Source organism: Paenibacillus sp. FSL R7-0313 (assembly GCF_037969885.1).
In the GTDB taxonomy this organism is placed as follows: Bacteria; Bacillota; Bacilli; order Paenibacillales; family Paenibacillaceae; genus Paenibacillus.
Map to the genome: position 1 here is coordinate 222,123 of NZ_CP150219.1, position 22,224 is coordinate 244,346.

19 protein-coding genes are annotated in these 22,224 nt (G+C 45.9%); 9 read left to right on the forward strand and 10 right to left on the reverse strand.

Annotated elements, in window-relative coordinates:
• Positions 1-53: 53 nt before the first annotated feature.
• Together NSQ38_RS00810 and NSQ38_RS00815 are read left to right on the forward strand one after the other, a co-directional pair.
• The gene (locus tag NSQ38_RS00810; protein ID WP_339786275.1) at positions 54-3,185 is read left to right on the forward strand and encodes an ATP-binding protein; all 3,132 of its coding nucleotides are present in this window, start codon (positions 54-56) and stop codon (positions 3,183-3,185) included.
• Entirely contained in the window at positions 3,182-4,300 is a 1,119-nt protein-coding gene (locus NSQ38_RS00815) for a response regulator (RefSeq protein ID WP_338590911.1), read from the forward strand. Before NSQ38_RS00810 ends, NSQ38_RS00815 begins: the two co-directional genes overlap by 4 nt.
• 110 nt (positions 4,301-4,410) lie before the next feature.
• Here NSQ38_RS00815 and NSQ38_RS00820 read toward each other — a convergent pair whose 3' ends face one another.
• Positions 4,411-5,595, reverse strand: coding sequence for a DUF4317 domain-containing protein (locus NSQ38_RS00820; RefSeq protein WP_091038856.1), 1,185 nt, complete (start codon positions 5,593-5,595; stop codon positions 4,411-4,413).
• Between the two features lie 331 nt (positions 5,596-5,926).
• Between NSQ38_RS00820 and NSQ38_RS00825 the strand changes: the two genes are divergently transcribed.
• Positions 5,927-6,481: a hypothetical protein gene (locus NSQ38_RS00825; RefSeq protein ID WP_339786278.1), complete on the forward strand. Its 555-nt coding sequence runs from the start codon at positions 5,927-5,929 to the stop codon at positions 6,479-6,481.
• Positions 6,482-6,584: 103 nt separating this feature from the next.
• Here NSQ38_RS00825 and NSQ38_RS00830 read toward each other — a convergent pair whose 3' ends face one another.
• From NSQ38_RS00830 to lpdA, 3 genes are read right to left on the reverse strand one after another with little or no spacing between them, the layout of a single operon-like run.
• Positions 6,585-7,757: an ABC transporter permease gene (locus tag NSQ38_RS00830; protein WP_339786281.1), complete on the reverse strand. Its 1,173-nt coding sequence runs from the start codon at positions 7,755-7,757 to the stop codon at positions 6,585-6,587.
• Positions 7,741-8,373, reverse strand: coding sequence for an HlyD family efflux transporter periplasmic adaptor subunit (locus NSQ38_RS00835; protein WP_339786283.1), 633 nt, complete (start codon positions 8,371-8,373; stop codon positions 7,741-7,743). Before NSQ38_RS00835 ends, NSQ38_RS00830 begins: the two co-directional genes overlap by 17 nt.
• A 42-nt stretch (positions 8,374-8,415) precedes the next feature.
• Complete coding sequence (lpdA, locus tag NSQ38_RS00840) at positions 8,416-9,807, reverse strand: dihydrolipoyl dehydrogenase (RefSeq protein ID WP_339786287.1); 1,392 nt, start codon at positions 9,805-9,807, stop codon at positions 8,416-8,418.
• 391 nt (positions 9,808-10,198) lie between these two features.
• On the opposite strand from lpdA, the gene NSQ38_RS00845 reads away from it, so the two are divergent.
• A complete protein-coding gene (locus NSQ38_RS00845) occupies positions 10,199-10,774 on the forward strand; it encodes a TetR/AcrR family transcriptional regulator (protein ID WP_339786290.1) in 576 nt (191 codons plus the stop codon).
• A 578-nt stretch (positions 10,775-11,352) separates the two neighbouring features.
• On the opposite strand, the gene NSQ38_RS00850 is transcribed toward NSQ38_RS00845, so the two are convergent.
• Entirely contained in the window at positions 11,353-12,060 is a 708-nt protein-coding gene (locus tag NSQ38_RS00850; protein ID WP_339786292.1) for a DNA alkylation repair protein, read from the reverse strand.
• Between the two features lie 515 nt (positions 12,061-12,575).
• On the opposite strand from NSQ38_RS00850, the gene NSQ38_RS00855 reads away from it, so the two are divergent.
• Both NSQ38_RS00855 and NSQ38_RS00860 read left to right on the forward strand, forming a co-directional pair.
• Positions 12,576-13,739, forward strand: coding sequence for a glycoside hydrolase family 27 protein (locus tag NSQ38_RS00855; protein ID WP_339786295.1), 1,164 nt, complete (start codon positions 12,576-12,578; stop codon positions 13,737-13,739).
• The gene (locus NSQ38_RS00860; protein WP_074093540.1) at positions 13,740-13,943 is read left to right on the forward strand and encodes a hypothetical protein; all 204 of its coding nucleotides are present in this window, start codon (positions 13,740-13,742) and stop codon (positions 13,941-13,943) included.
• Positions 13,944-13,945: 2 nt separating this feature from the next.
• Here NSQ38_RS00860 and NSQ38_RS00865 read toward each other — a convergent pair whose 3' ends face one another.
• A complete protein-coding gene (locus NSQ38_RS00865; protein WP_339786297.1) occupies positions 13,946-14,755 on the reverse strand; it encodes an AraC family transcriptional regulator in 810 nt (269 codons plus the stop codon).
• An 81-nt stretch (positions 14,756-14,836) separates the two neighbouring features.
• Here NSQ38_RS00865 and NSQ38_RS00870 point away from each other — a divergent pair, with 81 nt between their 5' ends.
• A complete protein-coding gene (locus tag NSQ38_RS00870) occupies positions 14,837-16,372 on the forward strand; it encodes a carboxylesterase family protein (protein ID WP_339786300.1) in 1,536 nt (511 codons plus the stop codon).
• A 198-nt stretch (positions 16,373-16,570) separates the two neighbouring features.
• Here the strand turns inward: NSQ38_RS00870 and NSQ38_RS00875 are convergent, their stop codons facing one another.
• On the reverse strand, positions 16,571-17,914 hold the full coding sequence (locus tag NSQ38_RS00875) for a HAMP domain-containing sensor histidine kinase (RefSeq protein WP_339786303.1): 1,344 nt from the start codon (positions 17,912-17,914) through the stop codon (positions 16,571-16,573).
• The gene (locus NSQ38_RS00880; protein ID WP_017690627.1) at positions 17,907-18,599 is read right to left on the reverse strand and encodes a response regulator transcription factor; all 693 of its coding nucleotides are present in this window, start codon (positions 18,597-18,599) and stop codon (positions 17,907-17,909) included. Before NSQ38_RS00880 ends, NSQ38_RS00875 begins: the two co-directional genes overlap by 8 nt.
• A 159-nt stretch (positions 18,600-18,758) precedes the next feature.
• On the opposite strand from NSQ38_RS00880, the gene NSQ38_RS00885 reads away from it, so the two are divergent.
• Both NSQ38_RS00885 and NSQ38_RS00890 read left to right on the forward strand, forming a co-directional pair.
• A complete protein-coding gene (locus NSQ38_RS00885) occupies positions 18,759-19,520 on the forward strand; it encodes a TVP38/TMEM64 family protein (RefSeq protein WP_339786305.1) in 762 nt (253 codons plus the stop codon).
• Positions 19,521-19,564: 44 nt separating this feature from the next.
• Complete coding sequence (locus tag NSQ38_RS00890; protein ID WP_339786308.1) at positions 19,565-20,143, forward strand: GNAT family N-acetyltransferase; 579 nt, start codon at positions 19,565-19,567, stop codon at positions 20,141-20,143.
• 195 nt (positions 20,144-20,338) lie between these two features.
• Here the strand turns inward: NSQ38_RS00890 and NSQ38_RS00895 are convergent, their stop codons facing one another.
• A complete protein-coding gene (locus tag NSQ38_RS00895; RefSeq protein ID WP_076253801.1) occupies positions 20,339-21,505 on the reverse strand; it encodes a cobalamin-independent methionine synthase II family protein in 1,167 nt (388 codons plus the stop codon).
• Between the two features lie 114 nt (positions 21,506-21,619).
• Entirely contained in the window at positions 21,620-22,189 is a 570-nt protein-coding gene (locus NSQ38_RS00900) for a hypothetical protein (protein ID WP_339786310.1), read from the reverse strand.
• Between the last annotated feature and the right edge of the window lie 35 nt (positions 22,190-22,224).

The following is a 22,224-nucleotide window of genomic DNA, read 5'->3' on the forward strand; positions in this document are numbered from 1 at the left end:
ATTTTGTCCGAAGCTACCAAAGGATTGAACAATCTCTAAAGGAGCAGCATTTCGTGTTATTAAAAATTTCAGGCGTTGTCCTGACTGTTGTACTCGCTATTACCGTACTGCTGCTGTCAACGATCAGAGAACCACAATCTGCTGCGCTTCATGCCCGTCAAGGTGTTCTGGACCTCTCGGCCTGGAATCCTGAACAAGACGAGCGGATCAAGCTGGACGGGGAGTGGGAATTTTACTGGGAGCGATTGCTTCCTGTCGAATCTGCCACATCGAATCAGGCTGGTCCAGCGAAAGCACCCGACACCTACGCAACCGTTCCCGGCTCCTGGAATCGACTTAAAGTGGATGGCGAACGACTGCCAACCCACGGCTTCGCCACGTATCGGCTGGTGCTACGTAACGCACCTGTTGAAGGAACGTTGGCGATCAAAAAAATGAACATTCGTTTTGCCAGCGAGATCTACATCAATGGCAACAAGCTGCTGGAAGACGGGCATGCTGTGGCAAAATCAGCAGGTTACCGACCAGGCAACTCCCCCCAGATTGGCTTTTTCCCCTATCATGGCGGTGACATTGAGATTTTGATTCGGGTGGCTAATTACGATTACACGGACTCTGGTATTCCGGGTCCACTCTTTTTCGGCGAACAAGCAGCCATGCTGAAAAAACATCAATTCAACACAGCTATCGAATTCGGCACGCTCGCTGTACTGGCTACCATTTCGATCATATTCCTCGTCAGTTACGTGGGGTCTGCACTCTACCGAAACAGGGACGATTCCCTACTGCTGATTGGTCTAATCTGTCTGTTATATGCACTCTATAACGGGATGATCAGCGAACGTGTGTTATCCATGGCGGGCACGGAAATTCCCTTTAGCACGCTCTATAAATTAAAAGATTTCTGCTCTGTCGCATGTCTGGGTCTGTTGACCTTTTACTTCTACCGATTCAAAACAGGCATCCTGTCCGGTATGCTCACAACGGTGATCCTGATCTTTTTCGGAGCTTATTTATGCATGGTCGCGCTTCTGCCTATTTCCGTCTATGGGCTTGCTGCGCCTTACGTCGTCGTTATGTACACGTTGCTGCTATTGTGGTTGCTGTATCAATGCGCATCACAGTTTCTGACCAGTGAGAAGGGCGAACGGCTCTCTACTTTCTTGTGGTATGCGGCTCTCTTAAGCATCGTGCTGTACTGTCTGGACATTAATCTCTTCTCGATCTCACTCAAGGAAAATATGAATATCGGGCAGGCTTCCATCGTCCTGTTCAGCATCCTGATGCTGTTTCTAGCGGTGCTTCGGTTCTTCGAGGCTTATCGTACGGTCCGCACTCTCAAAGATCAGTTGCTCTTGCTGGACAAGGTGAAGGACGACTTCCTGTCCAATACTTCGCATGAGCTCAAAACACCGCTGAACGCGATTGTAAATATCAGTGAAAGCCTGCTCAAAGGCGCCGAGGGCCCGCTTACCGACGAACAGGCGCACAATCTGGCGATCGTGACAGGAAGCGGCCGACGATTAACCTATCTGGTGGATGAATTGCTGGATTATTCGAAAATGAAACATGGCGACATCCCGCTCCAGCGGTCTTCGACCGATCTGTACTCGTTTGTCGAATCGGTCTTGCGGATGCACTCCTTCCTGCTTGGCGCGAAAAAGGTGGAGCTTATCAACCGCATCCCGGCACATTTCCCGCCGATCTATGCAGACGGCAATCGACTGATTCAGATTTTGCATAATCTGATCGGTAATGCAGTTAAATTCACGGAACGTGGCACGGTAAGCATCCAAGCTGCGGTCGTGCAAGGCAAAGCGGAAATACGCATTGTGGATACCGGTCGTGGCATCGGCAAGGACAAGCTGGAGCACATCTTCCTGCCATTCGAGCAGGAAGCAGATACGGGGCCAGTCGTTGCCGGAGGCACCGGTCTAGGACTAAGCATTACACGTAAGCTGGTTGAGCTGCATGGGGGGACCATTCATGCGGAATCAGTACCCAGCATGGGTGCTACGTTCATCCTGACTTTTCCACTGGCAGATGGCAAAGGTGAGAAACGATCTAACGTCATGCCGATTACCATCGCTCCTACAGGTTCTGGTAATCGGCTACTCCGATTCGACGAACCAACGATTGTACAAGGGCATCTCAACGAATGGATCATCGTTGTGGATGATGACTCGGCTAATTTGCAGACAATAGTAAATCTCTTGAAGCTGGAAGGATACAGTTACGCGGTCACTTCGCGCTCACCTTCGGTACTGGAACTGCTCGACCAGCTCCCAGCTGTACATCTGGTCATTGCCGACATCATGATGCCGGACATGTCGGGTTACGAATTGCTGGAACGAATCAGGGAGCGCTTCTCTCCTTCCGAGTTGCCTGTACTCATGCTGACGGCGAGTAATAAAGCTAATCAATTGAAGCTGGCCTTGGAGAAAGGCGCCAATGATTTCGTATCAAAGCCGTTCGAATCGGAGGAACTGCTGGCACGGATCGGCGGTTTGACTCGGATGAAAACATCCGTGCAAGCTGCGCGAGATGCGGAAATATCTTTTTTGCGGTCTCAGATGAACCCGCACTTTCTATATAACGCCCTGAACGCCATTGCCGAATTGTGCGTGGATGCGCCGAATCGGGCAGAACAATTGATTTTGCAATTATCGAGTTACTTACGGCGGAGTGTGCACTTTAAACATCTGGACTCAAAGACTAGCCTGATGAACGAACTGGAGATGATCGAGGCATACGTAGCCATAGAGCAAGCCCGCTTTGGCTCAAGGTTGGAGGTCATTATCGATGTGGATGCTGATGTGAACCGGAACATGGACATTCCTCCGCTCACGTTACAGCCCCTGATTGAAAACGCGATTCGGCATGGGCTGATGTCCAGTATTCGCGGTGGTCGCGTCATGTTGTCTATCCGCAATCTGAATGATACGGAAACACGCTTCACCATCGAGGACAACGGAATTGGCATAACCAAGCAACGGATGGATGAGATTCGGCAATCCACGGACGGCAGTAACGGCGTTGGACTATGGAATATCTCCAGTCGGTTGAACCTGCTGTATGGCAGACACCTTCAGATGGAAAGTCTGGACGGCGAGGGAACGCGGATTACCTTTGATCTTCCAAATCAACGTCTAAGCACAGATGGGAACGGGGGTTATGAAACATGATGAAAGTCATCATCGTGGATGATGAGGATTTGTCGCTGAAGCGACTGAATCGCATTTTGACAGAAAGCGGAGAAGTTGAGGTATCTCGTGCGTTTCATGACCCGGAGGAAGCCTGTGAATATGCAGCAGAGAATAGCTTCGATGCGGCATTTCTGGACATTACGATGCCTCGCATCTCGGGTATGCAACTCATTGGTGAATTGCGTAAACATCACCCTTCGCTCCCCATTGTGCTAGTGACCGGTTATGAGGAGTATGCGGTGCAGGCTTTCGACAAAGAGGTGATCGATTACGTCATCAAGCCTGTCACCGCAGAGCGACTGAACCGCAGCATCAAGCGGTTACAGGAAAAGCTTCACAAGTCCGTGCCAACACCTGAACCAGCGGTGCCTGAACCCAAACTGAACGTTCGTCTGTTCGGTGAATTCACCGTGTTTGGCGGTGCCGGAGCAGACAATCCCATCAAGCTTAGAACGCCCAAGACGGAAGAATTGCTGGCATTCTTGCTGTATACCAAATCGACTACCCGCGATGCATTAGCCGATACGTTGTGGAAGGACCTCAGTCCGCAGAAGGCCTGGACGAACATCAATTCCACACTGTACTACGTACGACGTGCCATCGGGGACAACAGTGACGTGCCAATTATTCTCAAGGACCGAAATGGCATCCGTATCGACCGGGAAGCGATCAACTGTGATCTGTACGAGTTCGAGACTTTGTTCCGGCAGATGCGTCAGGCATCGGCACATCGCCCCGAGCTCTTCGAGCGGATGGACACGTTGTATACGGGTGAACTTCTGAAAGGAAGGCATTATGAGTGGGCTTTCGCGTGGTCCAGACAGCTGGAGCTGGATTTCATCATGACGATGGAAACTGCTGCCCACTATCACGCGAAGGCAGGCGAGCCGTTACGGGCGCTGTATTATTTTGAACGGATCCTCCAGATTGATTCGATTCGGGAAGATATTCATCGCGAGATTATCCTGTTGTATCTGTCCCTTGGACGAAGAACTGAAGCGCAGCGACAGTATCTGGTTCTGGAGGAATTGCTCAAAGAAGAGCTTGGCTCCAGTCCGGCAGCGGATATCAAACAACTACTGCGGCAGTCATGAAACAGCAAAAAAGCCCATGCCTTGGCGATAATGCCTTAGGATGGGCTTTTTGCAATAGATGGACGTTCATTCGTACTTGTCCGATGATTTTACTTCATCATGATCTACAATCAATCCTCATTTATAAGTTTTTCGGTATTGAGCGTAAATCCTTCAATCACAACATCTTCGTCCACTTCAATCATGATGCAACGTCTGCCTTGATAGTTCACCTGTTTCACATATCTCAGGTCTTGCGGGCTAACCGAAATCGTAGCAACCTTGGTTTCAATCTTAATGGACTTGGACGTAAACTTCGGCATAACACTGGTCGCTTTCATCTCATAATTCTTGTTGTCAACGATCGTTTCGAAGGCACGTTCTACTTTCTCCGTTGTCAGATCCTCTATGCCACTTGCAGTCAGTACACGTTCCAGATCTTTATAATCCAGCTTCGGAGGTTCTTCCTCATGGGACTCTTCGTTAATCTCGATGACTCGGTTAATCTCCTCATATACATGTGCAATGGTCGCTGAATCGAGCTGTTCACCCGCCACTTCCTTAACGATATCTTCGAAGATCGCCCGTTCTTCCAGTGCGGTTACGGATCTTTCTCCATTCAAAACATTTTCAACAAAATGCGGGTCCGGGAAGTTGGATTTCCCTGTGCAATAGAGTACACGATTCACATCGGAGTAGTTGTCCGTTACGCTAGGATACAGGAACCCTTGCTCTGGCGTGCTTAATTTGATAATCGGATCGACAATAATGTTATATTTGAATTCTCTCTCCACGTAATCAAACAAGAGTGTTTTCCGCTGCTTCTCCGTGGAATTCACGCTGCACAGAATGAACGGATGGGCGAACACCTCATTCTTCTCACTCTCTTCCGTGGCTTCGTTTCTAGCTTTGGTCGGGAGATAATACTGTCCACGCACGAACGTAGCTACCATATCTCGCTCAAACTTCGTATCCACCAACATCCGATCCACGAGCAGCAGCATCAGATCCTGCCATTCATCCGGATCACCTGTTACGAGCGCCTGGTGAAGCAATACCTGTGCTGGATCCTCCGCCGCTTCCTGGAACTTCAATTCGAATAACTTCTGATCCAAATCACCTGTCAGCAATTTTTTGAAATTGCCCATGTACAGCTCCTGCTTCTCTCTGTCCACCAGTTCGAACGGGTGACGCTCCCAGTGATAGACCTCATTGGTTTCCTTCGTAATATACACGTTGAGAATATCGTAAATATTCAGTAGATCGTGATCGAGTTTAAACTGCTTTCGTATATGCGCAACTTCTTTTTTATTCATGATTCGTTAGACAACTCCCGTAATAAATAATTTTATCTGCGTGCAGCTCTATATCCTAAAAATCAGTGCTCCCTTGGAAGTTTTCATCTGAGCAGTAGGTCACAAATAGGGGCAGCTATGGAGTAGCTGGATCAAGTCGTTCTTGCTCTCCATTTCTGTACTCTCAGTGAGAAATTATATCATATAATGATGACGATTAATGAGAAACAATCTATGGTATTTCCCTCTTACGATCACTATCCATTTTTTGAATACGATTTTAACTGAACATAGTAACATAACCTTCAGTCTGGTAGACTAACTAAGATTACATACCAATGGAGGAAATATTGTGAAGAAATCAATACTAGTTTTATCAGTTCTTGTGTTGTCCTCTCTATTAAGTGCGTGCACTGTGACCAAAACAGAGGAAACTAAACAAGTCAGTACAGTATTATCACAGATTGAGAATACAGATGTGGTAACAGAGGAAGCATCTGCATCTGATGCCTTCGAACAGACGGAGCAAGCAGCAATAGATTGGCAGACATCGGTGAACGAACTAGCTATAAGCGATCAATCACCTACAGAAAAAGCCGAAGCAACAGAAAAGCTTGCTCGGGAATACAATCCTACTACAGAAGAACTCGAAGAATTTAAGTATCATGTCCTTCAAGAATTTATGAGTTTCAATTATCTAAAAGACGGCTCAGATGCTGAATATATGTTAAGCAATCTGTTTCAATCGATTGCGCTAGAACACCACGATGTTCACGTCGTCAGGGACTTCGCTCTTGCTTTTTATCACAATACCAAAAATGTATTTACAGGTGTAGAAGATATTGATAGCGATAGTGTGAAAGCTTACGAAGAACAATTGTATAAAGCCCTCAACGATGGAAAATAGCTCGCCGTATGAGAGACACGATGAGATCTAAAAAGAAAACAAAAAGACGCAACAGGAATGACTCCCGTGCGCCTTTTTTCGTTGTTTAACGATTCTTAAATAATTAACTACTGCTCGGCAATATATCCGTATTCAATAGGGGTGCTCTGCTGGAAGAAACTTTCCTTGTTTCCCGCAGAAACAGTAATCCCACGAACAAGGACACTCCGCCAATAATAATCAGCAGTGCCCCCAATTCCTGACTGTAGGCAGTCAGTGCCCCGTCCCGAAACGCCATTCCACGAATTAGACGGTTAAGCCAGTTCATCGGTAATGCCCATGCGAACATTTGGAACGGTTCTGGAAACGCCAGCGGTGTTAATTGAATTCCCGTAGCCAAAAAGGAGGGATACAATACAAAGCTGGTTCGTAGGCTTACTTTCGACATGTCTTTGGCAGTGTATCCGATCAGCATACCCATGAGTGACAAGGCAAAAGCATAAACAACCAATGGAATGATGAAAAGATAAGGCTCTGCTTCAAATCGCATTCCCCCCACCTGCTTTAACAATCCATAGGATAGAAGCAGCGAAAGGGAACTCAACACAACGTAAGGTACACTCCGCACCCATAGCTGGAAAGGTGACTTTCCGTTGGCAAACAGTTTCCCTTCCTGACGAAGCCGGGGTACAATTGAGCCCGCTGCACTTGTTGTAATCATTAATACTACGATATTCACAAATCCAAGTACCATAAAACCGACATAACTGGAGGTTGGATTAAACAGCATCCGCTGCTGAAGGGATAACGGTGATACGATTCCTTTAGCTGTCTCGGCATCCATCCCTTTTTGGACCAGACGTGTAATGGATAGGGTCATATTTTCTGTCTGGATGATTTCCTGAATCGCAGTGCGAATACCGGTTAACCCCGAGGGCATCGTGTTATCCATCAATATGCCGATATTCGTCGATTTCCCTTGTTGTTGACGCAATCCCAACTGATTGGGAAGCATAATGACCGCTACAGCCTGCTCGTTAGCAAGTAAAGTTTCTGGGCTCATTCGGCTTGCATATACGCTTTTGACGCTCATGTATTGTGACGCATTTATTTTGGAGATCAATTGTCGTGAATATTCGCTATGATCCTCATCAATGACCACAACTGGTGATTTACTGAGTTGATTCTGCGAGAACATTAAGCCGAAAAATAAGGCTGCAATCATTGGCCCAATAAAAATTAGCCGTATATACTTACTGCCTACGACGTACTTCCACTCGTCAATCAGTGATTTCATCAAGTTTCACCTCTGCCGTCATCCCCGGAAGCAAATCGGTATTTGAATCCATCGAAATTCGGACAAAAAACATACTTAAATCCGCTTGCCCTTTTTCACGAGACATCCGCAAGGTTGCAAACTGAGGAGCAGTTGAGATGGAAGTAACGCTCCCCTTCACCTGCGTTGGCTGATCCACATACGGGAAATGAACATCAATGCTTTGATTCACTTCAAGCTGTTGAATTTCACTTTCCTGTATGTTAAGGTCGGTGTAATACGTATTCTTTTGTACAACTGCCAGCGGGACTCCTGCTTGAACTTGATCTCCCTGCTTTACAGCAACTCGGTCAACCAACCCGTCATACGGTGCGAGTACATCCACATCTCCCTCCCCGGCTGATTTCACTTTGAAAAGTACTTCTCCCTCTTTCACGGAGTCACCTGCAGACGCACCAACCTCTGCAATTGCTCCGGGGCTATTCTGATAAATTAAAGTCGTTTGCTCTGCCTCAAGTATGCCTTGTTTCCGGCTCTCGGCCTGACTAACAGCATCCTTCCCTTTAACCGCAAGAAGTGAACCTCCAATAATAAACACCATCGCAATCCCGATATACAAACCTGCTTTTAACTTCATCTTTTTATCTCTCCCATTCCCAGTCCTCGTGTATGGTTAAATTTACTGACTATTTTGCTTTTTCATTTTGGTGACTGCGTTCTCGGCTGCCTCCATGATCACTTCTCCCAAAGTCGGATGAGGATGAATCGTCATGGCCAGATCTTCCACGGTTGCCCCCATCTCAATGGCGAGTGCGAGCTCCGATATCAGTGTAGATGCCTCCACGCCAACGATTTGCGCGCCAATGACAATTCCTGATGTCGGGTCAGCCACTATTTTCACAAAACCTTCGGTTTCCCTTAACGCCAACGCTCTTCCGTTGATTCCGAAAGAAGATTTCCCAATAACCACCGGAATGGCCTGTGCTTTGGCTTCCGTCTCATTTACCCCAACACTGGATATCTCCGGATCAGAAAACACGACAAGCGGAATCACCTTGTAATCCACTTTGGAGGTAAGACCCGCAATGGCTTCTGCGGCTACTTTGGCTTCATAGGATGCCTTGTGGGCAAGTGCCGGACCGGCTGTAATATCTCCAATGGCATAAATGTGCGGGATAACCGTTCTGCACTGTTCATCCGTCTCAACCAGTCCTTTGTTCGTTACGGGCAAACCTATGCGTTCCAATCCTAACGGTCCGTCTGTATTGGGTTTCCTTCCGATCGTGACCAATACATATTCTGCCGTAACTTGTTGCTGCTCCTTGTTTTTCGAATAATGCAGTGTAATGGAATCCGCATTCTGCTCCACCTTTTCAGCAATCGCTCCGGTTACGATGTTGATGCCATCCGCCTTCAATTGTTTGACTACAGGGGCTGCAAGTTCCGCCTCGAATCCGGGCAATACTTGTGCGCCACCCTCAAGAATCGTTACCTTTGTTCCGAATTTGGCATACATCTGTCCAAGCTCCACCCCAATATAACCTCCGCCGATCACAATCAGACTACTCGGAACCTCCTGTAGAGTTAATGCTTCAGTGGAAGATAAGATACGACCTCCAACTGGAAATGCTGGCAGCTCAATCGGACGAGACCCCGTTGCCAGTATGAGATTTTCAAAAGAAATGCTTTGCTCCTGTCCAGTTTGCCGGATCATCGCTATGTGCTCATCCAACAGACTAGCCTCGCCTTCAAGAATGGTCACACCCGCAGTCTTTAACAAATAGTGGACACCACCTGCCTGTTTATTCACAACCCCCTGTTTAAAATCCTGAGCATTCTTAAATGTCGCTGCCGCGTCAGCTTGATTAAACTGTCTGAACCAATCATAACGATGCGATTCCGCAATTAAGGCTTTGGATGGTATGCAACCCACATGTGTACAGACCCCGCCAAGCTGTTTACGCTCAACAATCGCCGTCTTCATCCCCAACTGCGAAGAACGAAGCGCCGCCACATATCCCCCTGGACCTGATCCAATAACTAACGTATCCACAGATTCAAGCTTGCTCATAATCTGATACCTCCCGATTTGAAGTCAATTTAAAATATGACGACAATAATATATTATAACCATCATATTTTAAGACCGTCAACAACCGTATTTTATCCTTTTGTAAAGCAACAGATATTCAGTCGTTAAATTGACAGGCTTTATTATGATGACTATAATATTTTGAAAGTATAGAAATTGAACTATAAATTTACACGAGAACGGAGAGGACAGAAATAACCTGAGGAAGCGAAGCGCTCGCCTTTATCACCGGATTTTCCCTTTTGGAAAAGGGAATCACAAAAATCTGGGGATAACAGCGATCAGAAGGTTGTTCTGTCATCGGAGTGGAAGGTGTAAATATTCTTTAGTTCAATTTCTATAGAATGATGAAACTATGGAGTGAATGATCATGCCCTATCCCAAAGGACATAAAATAAAAGTACGAGGTAAGATTGTTGAGAGTGCGGCTCGAGCTTTTCGCACCAATGGTATCCAGGAGGTGAGTGTCCCGTTTATTATGAAGGGAGCTGGATTAACTCACGGAGGGTTCTATTCACACTTTGACAACAAGGAACAATTGGTTGCCGAAGCCTGTGAATATGCCATTAGTGATACCATTACACTTCTACAGAACGTGGCTGATCAGGAAGAGCAGAATTCCAAAATTAATAAAGTAATCGATTATTATTTGAGTCCGTATCACCGCGACCAAACGGAAATGAGCTGTATTTTCCCCGCCCTTTCCAGCGAAATATCCCGTTCGTCCGAAGAGGTTCGGCAGGTATTTACCCATGAATTGGAGCGGATGATCACTTTTATCTCCAATCTGGCTGAGATTGATGTGTCGAGAGGTCGTGCACTGTTCAGTACAATGGTTGGCTCGCTTGTACTTGCACGCTCTGTTAGTGATCCTGAGCTTAGCGACAGCTTTCTCTCAGCGGGCAGGCAGCAAGCCAAAGAAATGGTTAAAAGGAACGATATGTAGCCTTGATGTTGCTATATGCTGATTATCTACCTATCAACAAAAAACACGCCTTTAAATGGCGTGTTTTCTCTTATCTGTTTACAACTTAATAAATTCCATACTAGCCACCGTAACGCTCTTATCGCATATAAAGTACGAGGTCATTAACATTCCCAAACTTTTATAAAAACGAATTATTGTTCATCTATTAGCTCCAAGAAAAATATGGTATACTCACAGAGCAATGGAAAGGCTTATATGGGCGGTCGGCTAATCTCCCGGAAGGGAGGTGATGCCTTGTGACAGTATTTGAAGCGATTATGCTAATGCTTACCTTCGGTTTGCTGATTGTAGCGCTGCTGTCCAATAAAGACAAATAGACCGCCCTCTGGCTAAGGGATGCGGTCTATTTAGTCGGTACCCTGCTTGTTAAGCCCACCGCCCTTAAAAGCGGCTATTGCATCAGAGAGTCGTGTTAGCGCACGGCTCTCTTTGCATTATAAGCTGTTTCTGTCCTCATTATAACATGGAGATTGTGGATTTCAATCCCAAGATAACCATATGTTCCGTATGTTAAAACTGACGATACGGCGAAAATTTCAGCATCTTACATATTTACGCTTGAAACCCGTCCGCCCTTTATCCACTGCCTTTTGGATATTCTCAGAGGCATTCAGCATCTTGCTCTTGGGCATGTCCTTGTTCACTTCGACAGGTCCCACAGCCTTGGCTATCTCCACTGCCTGATCGTGCAACGGTTGATAGGATGTTGCAACGGTATACAGGAAGTTGTTCATCGAATATTTCGTTCGTTCCGGGGATTCGTGAATCGTCTTTTTCACCTGTTCCAGCATCTCCATCAGTTTATTCTCCGAAAACTCAGCATCCTTTCGACTACCTAGCAACCAACAGTAACAGCTCCATCCTGCTGACATTTTCAGTTCATCTCCGCTCGCGATCCACTTATCCGAAACTGCTTGAGCAATATCCGTCTCCGCCAACGTGACGGCAACGATGAAGTCAGAGATCATGTAAAAATAAGCAGCATCGATCCAACGGTCAAAATCAGCTTCTGTCATCGCTTGAGGATCGGCTATCACGCCTGCAAAGTACATCGCATCATAATTCCCCGTCGCATATAGTTGCTCTGCCAAAGGTTGATCCTTTTTGATCCGCTTTGCCATTGGTTTCATCGCTCCGGTTGCCACGCCAAATAGCGGTTCATGCGCACCGTTAGAGATATAGATTTTTTTCGTTCGTTCTTTGCCCAGCGCCTCTAACTCTTGCATCACTTCACCTAGATTCATTTGGCAACACTCCCCATCCTATAAATTTTATATCTGATCATATCAAACGGACACTTAGGTTTAACAAAAAACCGATGGAAAATCGCACATTATCCAATTGGAACCCTTCTGCCATATGCATAATCGTCCCGGCGGGATTGTTACCATTCGTATGAGGGATTCCCCACTGGGGTATTTTTCCTGAAAGAACTGAATACTATTCAGATTTCCCTCTTGCTCTGACATCCTGTTCGAGCATTATCACCGATCATAACATCTATACCATAGTTTCGCACAGATCCCTGAAAAGATAGATATAACTTCTTCGCAGACAGACATTTTTCCTTTCTTATGCTTCTACCGGCAACTTCTGAATACCTGCCGAGAGCCTGATTGGGAGAGCTAATTCCCCCAGCACAGCAGAGCAACATATGTCCATATCCAAGCAACGTTAAGCTATGGCAGGAAACGTCGCTCATCGTTTATGTTCAGTTTAGTATTGTTAACAAAACCGAGATGAGGAAGGATGCGTGAGCATGAGCAACAATCAAGTGTTAGGCTTTGCCCCTGCCCTGGGCTGGAATTCGTGGAATACCTTTACGTGGGATATTAACGAACAATTAATTCGGGATGTCGCTGATGTGTTTGTATCGGAAGGTTATCTGGCTGCTGGCTACGAGTATATTGTCATTGATGATTGCTGGAGCCTGAAGGAACGTGATGAGAGCGGCAATCTGGTGGCTGACCCGGAGAAATTCCCCAGCGGAATGAAAGCGCTCTCTGACTATATCCATAGCAAAGGACTCAAGTTCGGCATGTATTCATGTGTAGGCACGCATACTTGCGCAGGGTATCCAGGCAGCTTTGAGCATGAATTCCAGGATGCCGCCCTTTTTGCCGAATGGGGCGTTGATTATTTGAAGTATGATTACTGCTTCAAGCCGCGCCATATCTCAGGAGAGCTGCTGTACAAACGGATGAGCCTTGCGCTCAAAAATTGCGGACGCGATATCCTGTTCTCCGCCTGCAACTGGGGAGCCGACGATGTATACGATTGGATTCGGGAATCGGGGGCTCATATGTACCGTTCTACCGGCGATATCCGTGACAATTGGGATTCAGTGAAGGAACTTGCCCTGTCTCAACTGGGCAAACAAAGCTACACCGGCTCCTTCTGTCATAACGACATGGATATGCTAATCGTTGGTATGTACGGTGGAAGCAACAATGATTATATTGGCAGCATCGGTGGATGTAACGACATCGAATATAAAACCCACTTCTCACTCTGGTCCATGATGGGCTCCCCATTAATGATCGGATGTGACGTGCGCAAGGCTAACCAGATCACCAAAGATATTCTCCTGAATCCTGACCTGCTTGCCATCAATCAGGATGTAGAAGCGCGCGGAGCTTACCGCATTAAACCAGAGCCTCAATGGTTTCACAAAGACGATGTATTTATGCTGGTGAAGGTACTCACAGATGGTGATCTAGCTATTGGTTTCTTCAACCTGAGCGACAGCCAGCGGGAATTGTCTTTGCAATTTTGGGATATGGGTCTGCCTTACGCTGCCGGTTATGCGCTGTCCCTGTATGACTGCTGGGAACATAAAGAGCTTGGCGTATTCCGCGAACGCTTCGCTCCCGTTGTCGCAGCACATGATTGTTTAATTGTGCGTGCCAAACTGGTGAAATAGATGGCTCAACATCGCCTGTGCACCTCCTGTCAGGTTCCGCTCTCTTCAGATGATGTGGGCATCTACCTCAAATTGATCTCGCGCTCTGCCCAGCAATTTCTGTGCATCGATTGTATAGGAGTTAAGCTGAACTGTGGACGCGAGCCTATTGAGAAGCTGATCCGTTATTTCCGAGAGTCCGGGAACTGCGCCCTGTTCCGTTAACGTTATGCCTTCGTCCGATGCAGCATCATGTAAGATGTTGGCGTGTGTGAAGTTGCTTTCTTGAATACTTTGGAAAAATATAACGGATCATTGTAGCCGACAGAATAGGCTACCGATTGAATTGGTAGACCCGACGTCTTCAGCAGTTCACAGGCGCGCCCGATTCGGCAGGATGTAATATACTCCAAAACAGACTTGCCGGTTGTTGCCTTAAACAGACGAAACAAATAACTGCGCTCCAGATTAACTGCCTTTACGATCTCCGTGACGGTCAATGTCGGCTTCCAGTAGTTCTGCTCGATGTACTTTCTCGCCAGCCAGACATAATCCTTGGTGTCCACCTGCGGCTCTTTCGGATAATGTTCCATATAGTAAGAAAGCAGCAGACGCAAACGGGCATCTGCCCGCAGTAATTCATAGGATGATGCACCCGCGTTCCAGGCAAGGTGGAAAAAAGGCTGCAATGTCTCCGGCGAGACCGACACCACGGGTTGTAACTCTGAGAGCTGTGTCAGCCCCAGCATCCGCCCGGCATCCTCACCGCTAAACTCCACCCAGACGTACTCCCATGGATCTTGCGGGTCTGGATAATAGTAAATCTCCTTTTGCGGAAATATGATAAAGCTTTCCCCCGTAACTAGCCGAAAAACGCGCCCGCCCGTCTCCAGCGTCCCTTGACCACGGATAATATAGTGCAGCGCATAAACGTCACGCACGCCTGGCCCCCATTGGTGAGCGTTGGCCGGCTTGTGACCACCGCTGATAAAATACAAATTACTGGCTCTACTGCTCTCATGCCAAATCGGATTCAACCTAGATTCCCCCTTTCTAATGCCACGTTGATCAGATGTTCGGTAACGCTTACAAGCTAAATCCAGAGAGGAGAATGTTGTATGCTTAGATTGGTTACGGTAGAACATGGACAAGTGCAAGGACTGCCCGCAGCGGACCCGCGGATTACCAGCTTCAAGGGAATTCCTTTTGCCGCACCTCCTGTAGGTGAGAACCGCTGGCGCGCTCCACAGCCGCAGTCGAGCTGGGAAGGTGTACTGCAAGCTTTTGATTTTGCCCCCATCTCCATGCAAGCCCCAACAGTCATCGATGACAACAATATCTATACCCGCGAATGGGCCGTTGATCCCGACCTGCCCATGGACGAGGATTGTCTGTATCTGAATGTCTGGACACCAGCCAAGCGTACGGACGAGAAGTTGCCTGTTTTTGTCTGGTATTTTGGCGGGGGCCTACAAGTCGGCCATACGGCCGAAATGGAATTTGATGGCGAACGAATCGCTCGTAGAGGTATTGTCGTTGTGACGATTAATTATCGGCTGAATGCCTTTGGCTTCCTGTGCCATCCTGAGATTAGTGCCGAATCCCCCCATGCACCCGCCAACTTTGGTCATCTCGATCAACAAGCAGGTACCCAGTGGGTCAAACGCAACATTGCCGCCTTTGGCGGTGATCCAGACCAGATCACCATCGGCGGACAGTCGGCAGGCGGAGGAAGTGTACTCAGCCAGATGACCTCTCCGCAAAATAAAGGCTTGTTCCAGCGAGCCGTCATCATGAGTGGTATAGCTACCGAGTTGTACCCGAAGGTCCGCGTGCCTTCTGTCCGTTCCACACTGCGAGATGCAGAGCAAGCAGGGGTTGAATTTTTCAGCTTCCTGGGCGTATCTTCCCTGGCTGAGGCGAGACAACTGGATGCTGAATATCTTCGTGACAAAGCACTCGAATACAAAAGCTTCTGGGGAACCGTCATCGACGAACAATTCTGCGCAGGCGATCCGTTTACTCGTTTTGTTCAGCAGGAGCGCGAAGCGATACCCGTAATGCTGGGGCATACGTCTTCCGAATTTTGGACCCGTCCCGCCGCAGCCAATCTGGAAGAACTGAAGCAGATGGCTGTGGAGTTGTTTGGCGAGAATGCTCCTGCCTTTTTGCAGCTATGTGAGGCAGATACCGGCCAAATCGAACATGCTCTGAAACAAGCATCGGTCCGCATGATCCAACATGCCATTCTGCTTGCCATCCGCGCGAACAGCGGTCATCCGTCTGAAACGCCTCTCTACTATTATAACTTCGACGCCGAGATTCCGGGCTGGGATCAGCCAGGCACTTTTCACTCCGTCGATCTGTGGTTTTTCTTCGAAACACTCGCCAAATGCTGGCGGCCATTCACAGGCAAGCATTATGATCTGGCCCGCCAGATGTGCAATTATTTATCCAACTTTATTGCTACAGGTGACCCAAACGGCTCGGACTCCACCGGAAAAACGATGCCTCATTGGATTCCTTGTACTACGGAACAGCCGTATCTCATGGAATTTGGCGATCAGGCTCAATTACAAAAGGCTGAGCCAGGACCAATGCTCACGTTTCTAATTAATCAATATTTCATGAAACAGAGTGCACCTGTTGTTTAAAACATGAGGTTTGCCCTCTCACGATATATGTAAGAGCCATGCTGTCGCATGGCTCTATTTGTATAGTGTGAATGGCAGAGCGATGTTCATTCGCCTATGCCTATTAGCAAGATACTCCACTACAGCAGTCTAAGGTAACCAAATCAGACAGCCAGAGAAATCCAACGGAAGACAATCAGCATCATTTCAAGAGATCTGTTATATATGAGTCTGAGTTGGTTTGTTGATGATGACAGGTAGCTTAATCTGTAGTGAAAAGATATCTTCTTCCTGCGACACCGTCAACGTCCCGTTATGCTGCTGAATCATTTTCTGACAACTAACGAGCCCGATTTCGTTGCTATCTTTCTTTTTGCCAACATGTTTAATCTTATTCTCCACCCCAAGAATCACCCATTGTTGCTTCAAAGAAATCTGGATATGAACGGGGTGCCCTGGATCGGCGTATTTTCGAATATTTGAAAATATGTTATCCATTACGCGACGCATGGCGACCAGATTGATTTCCAGCAAAAACTCCTCGTGATGCGCATCTGTCTGAACCTGCACGTCTATATCGTCCAAAACCACTAATTGCTCATCTATGAGTTGATCGATAAGCGCTCTGCCCTCATACATTTCAAATTCTACTTCCTCTTCTTCAGCGGCCGAGGATACCGTAAAATATTCGAATAGTTTGTCTGACAGCACTTTGATCTGATAGGCCTTCTCCCGGCTATTATGAATATACTGCAACAGATCCTCATGTGTCTTATATTTGTTGAGCTCTATGATATCCATATATCCTAATAGAATCGTGAGTGGCGTTCGCAAATCATGGGAAATCGCCGTGATCAATTCACGGTTGGCCATCCTGACCCTCTCCTCGCTGCCCAGACGCTCCACAAATGATTTCCTCATCTCATCAATACTCTGAGCCAGAGATGACAGTTCATCCTTTCCCGATATCGTAATCGAATAATCCAAATTTCCACCTTCGAGTATTTTGATCTCTTGTTCAAGCACGCCAATATAAGATGTTTTCTTATTAATCATCAGTAGAAAGGAAACAATGAACACAATGGCCGCTATGAAAACACCAATAATCAGAATGAGGTTGTAATATTGATACTCATAAAAGCTAACCAAGTATATCTGGGCATCCTGATCCGCAAAATGGATGGTGGTGATAGGTATTTTTGAGGGCACGATTTGAGTTAACAACTCTTCATTAATGGCAGGATCAATCTCCGTGTTGGAGGAAAATATCAATTTGTCTTTTGCAAAAATATACAGATTTAAGTAGCGCTCATGTCTTATCCAAGCAGACAATTGCTCATGATCACGGGTTGACACGTTCTGGTTATCCACAAATGCTTCGAATCGATCGAGCGCATCTTGCTGCCTGTTTTCTACAAAAGTGGATTTGCTTAAATAACTATCCAATACAGTCTCGCCAACAACTTGTAAAATAACGAGTGCACTTATGGAAATGACCAAAGAAATGACAACCGCCAGAACCAGTTTTATCTTCAGCTTTTTTCCGATTAATAATCTATTCAATTTTGTACCCCTTCCCCCAAACGGTCTTCACATATTTAGGGTTCTGCGGGTCATCCTCCAGTTTGCCTCTCAAATTACGAATGTGAACCATCACCGTGTTATTACACGTATAAAAATAGGGTTGCCCCCAAACACTCTCATATATATTTTCTGCCGAAAATACCTTTCGTCGTTTCTTAGCCAACAGCAGCAATATCTGGTATTCAATTTCAGTTAGAGCAATCTCCTTCTCTCCAACAAACACGGCTTTTGAATCCTGATGGACGGTAAGATCCTTAACGATAATCTGGTCCTGTTCTTCGGTCTTCTCCTTGCCCCGATATACATAATACCGTCGTAGTAAAGCCTTCACCCGCGAAACGAGTTCTGTATAGGAAAAGGGTTTGGACAAAAAGTCATCACTGCCTGAGGAAAAGGCCAATTGTTTGTCAGAATCCTGCGTTTTCGCCGTGAGAAACAGGATCGGTGCACTTGTTTTTTCACGAATCTCCAGACACGCCTTCAGCCCCGATTTATTGGGCATCATCATATCCAAAATAATGAGATCCGTCTCTTCGTTCACTTTATCAATCGCATCTTGACCATCTATCGCTTCAATCACTTCATAATTCTCACTCTCTAACAGAATCCTTACAATTTCACGAATTTCACTGTTATCATCAGCAATTAGAATTTTCTTGCTCATCTGATCCCTCCGTCTAATTTCAGTATAATATGCGCTATTAGCGACTACCAGCAAATACAATCGACTTAAGAATTCTTCAGAAGTTATGTAGGTATCTCTTAATAATTTCGTCTTATACTGTAAATATGTAGAAGTTATTACACAAAGGGGTCGTCAGGAATGCCACAAACTTCGAAAAAAGTAATGATTAACATATTGTTGGGTCTGTTCATCATGTTATCCATTGGTCTACTGGTGTATTATTCTCCTGCCATTATTAAAATCATGTCTTCCATGGACAACTTCAGAGCGTATATTCATTCAACAGGCCATTGGGGTCCGGTCATGTTTATTTTATTCCAGATTCTTCAGATCGTGGTTGCGCCCATTCCAGGAGAAGTGGTACAGGTCGCAGGCGGTTATATCTATGGGGTTACACTTGGGTCCTTGTATACTACAATAGGTTTGATTATAGGCTCAGCGATCGCCTTTTATTTCACCCGTTATATCGGTCGCGCCTATATTTCACGACTAATGCAAAAGAAAAATAATAAGTGGATGTCGTTAATTCATGATGAGAAGAAGTTCTCCGCATTTTTATTCATCTTTTTTGTAATTCCCGGCTTACCCAAAGACATGCTTGTATTTGTCGCCGCACTTACATCGATTAGTTCGTTTAGGTTCTTCACGATCCTTATCGTCGGTCGTCTGCCGTGGATCATCGCATCTACCGTTATAGGGTCCACGATTCATATGCAACAATACACGATCGCCATTATTATTTCTGTTATCGCTGTGATCGGGTTTGTACTCGGTTATATCTATAGGGAGAAATTGGTGGGATTGTTCTCCCGGTCAGACAGAACCAAAGCCAACCCCAAGTCTATACCCAGTTATAGTACGAATAGGGAGTCTCGTAAAATAAAAAGAGATACAACATGAACAAAACCAATCTATTCATATGAAAACCGGAGGTATACCATCTTATGCAAATACTTAAAACCAATCGATTAATCCTGCGAAATTTCACCGTAACGGACGCAGCCGGACTGTTGGAATACACCGCAAATCCCAGAGTGAATTGTTTTATGGAGCAACGAATTTCAACGTTGGAAGACGCGGTGACAGAGGTTGCAAAAAGAAACAGTGACGATTCCCACATCGCGGTTTGCCTGAAAGACAGTAACGAGCTGATCGGTGAGCTGTTTGGTATGAGGGAAGATCGGGATTCCGATACAGATAAGGATTCGAATTCAGATACGTATAGTATTGGTTGGAATTTTAATGGCAGATATGAAGGGAAAGGATACGCCAGTGAGAGCGCCAATGCTTTCATCGAAAATCTCTTTATGGAACAGGGAATAAGAAGACTGTACGCCTATGTCGAGGATGATAACTTCCGTTCTCAGAAACTGTGTGAGAAGCTGGGCATGCGTCGGGAAGGTCTTTTTATGGAGTTCATTTCATTTGTCAAAAATGAGGACGGCACACCGAAATACGAGAATACGTATCAATATGCTTTGTTGAAAAAGGAATGGCTGGCACAGCGTGAATCGCAGAAATAAAGAATGACATGCCTGCCTCATCATTAGTTAAAAAAAGTTATAGAAATGAGCACGTACCCATGTGTACGTTCCACAACAAATACGGCGGCTTCTCCCTGGATAGATTCCAGAGGAAAAGTCGCCGTTTCATTATTGCACAGAACACTATTGATCGAGCAATGTGTTTATAAGGTCACAATACATTCAGCTTGAATCCTAGACGGTGCTGCCCCAATATTGCTTTGCAATCTTCTGCCCTTGATCGATCTTCGCCCATTGCTGAGCTTCGCTTAATTCGTTACCACCATCGCAGGATGCAAATCCGCATTGGTGAGACAACAGCAGCCGATCCTTATCGATGATTTTGGAAGCTTCGTCCAGCAAACGGACAACACGTGCTTCATCATCGAGTGTACTCGTTTTGGATGACAACAGACCCAGTACAATTTCCGTTTCAGGTCTGTCCTTGAACACTTCCAGAGCTTCAATTGAACCCGCACGATCATCATCCCACTCCAGGAAGAAACGGTCATACTTCAATTGCTTCAGGAACAGATTCGCAATTTTGGCATACGATCCACCACCCATGTTGCGGGAATCATAATTGCCGCGGCAGTTATGTGTCCACATTTTCAAGCCAAGGCTATGACCAAAGTCAATCACGGTATTATTAATATCAATGAATTCGGTAGCAAGTCCCTTTACTTCATCTTGATTAATATTTTCCCCTGTAAAAGGAGAGTTCGGGTTGTCGTCTGCAAACAGTTCCCACAAGCAATCATCGAATTGCAGAATTTTACCGCCCACTGCAGCGAATTCCTCCACGAATTCCTTATACGCGATCACAAGACCCTCTTTGAGCTCCTGTATGTTTTGATATACAGCATCCGTTCCACCAATGTTATCCGACCAGGAAAGCTCACCGAAAATATGGGAAGGAGACGGTACGCAAAGTTTCGTTTGTTGCTCGCCAGCCGTGTCTTGCAGTTGTTGGAACAGTTGAATGAAATGATGGTTCTTTCCACTCAATTTATCAGTGATGCGCAGTCCAATATCTTTGCGTGTTTCATATTTCGACGTTCCGTCCACATCTCTGAAAAAATAGCCGTGATCCGCGATGTAACGCTTCACTCCGCCAAATCCCCATACAAAGTCCAGATGCCACATCGATTTGGAAAATTCACCATCGGTAACCACGGACAAGTTATGTTCGATTTCCTTTGCGACAACTTGTTTGATTGCCTCTGTCTCACACTTCTCATATCCTTCGTAGTTTTCATAGAACGGATATTGGATATCATCATTATGTTCAATTTGCGTTTTATATTTCAGCAGCTCATCCGGCCGCAATAAACTTCCCACGATCTGGAACTTATCAGTCATGTAAAAAACCCCCTCGTTGTATACAATGATAATATCACGCCGAGAGCAGTTAGAAGGGATACTTAAAAACCATAACTGGTTATAGTTAAAAGCTATATCAAAAGTTAATCCATTTCACAACGTACGACGACGCAGTTCATAAAAATATTGTACCGCTGGATGCTTTAATTTGACCTGCTCCGACATGTTCAGAATTCGCTTTTTGCCAACTCGTCTGTCCATTAAAGCCAGAATATTAAACAAGATATCCTTGCTATCCAGATTATCCTCTATAGAAGTTGATAAATACGTCGTGGCTGCAACGGTAAAATTCGATTTACTAAGTGCGGTCTGAGCCAACAAAAGCTCTTTGGCATGTACGGAGATTTTTCTGCTTCTTGCCATGACTTGAAGACGATCCTCGGGAATGGGTCCTTTGGAATCTTTTCGAATAACTTCAATCTCTTCATCGCTCACAGGAATCATGATCTCCGGATCATTCTTGATCTCCTGCTCTGTCTGATACCATCGGATTGGTGTTGTTGTATCACTCATGTTGAGTACATTCTTTTTATCTACAGTAATATAACAATTGCCTGATTTATCAGGTGAATAGCGATAGCTGGTAGCACGGTACTCCACCCTTCCAACTAACGCAGGACTAAGAAAACTCTCCAGTTGTTGCTTCAATTTACTCCAGGACATAAATCCTCCTATTATCAAAAGCCTACCGCATTGAA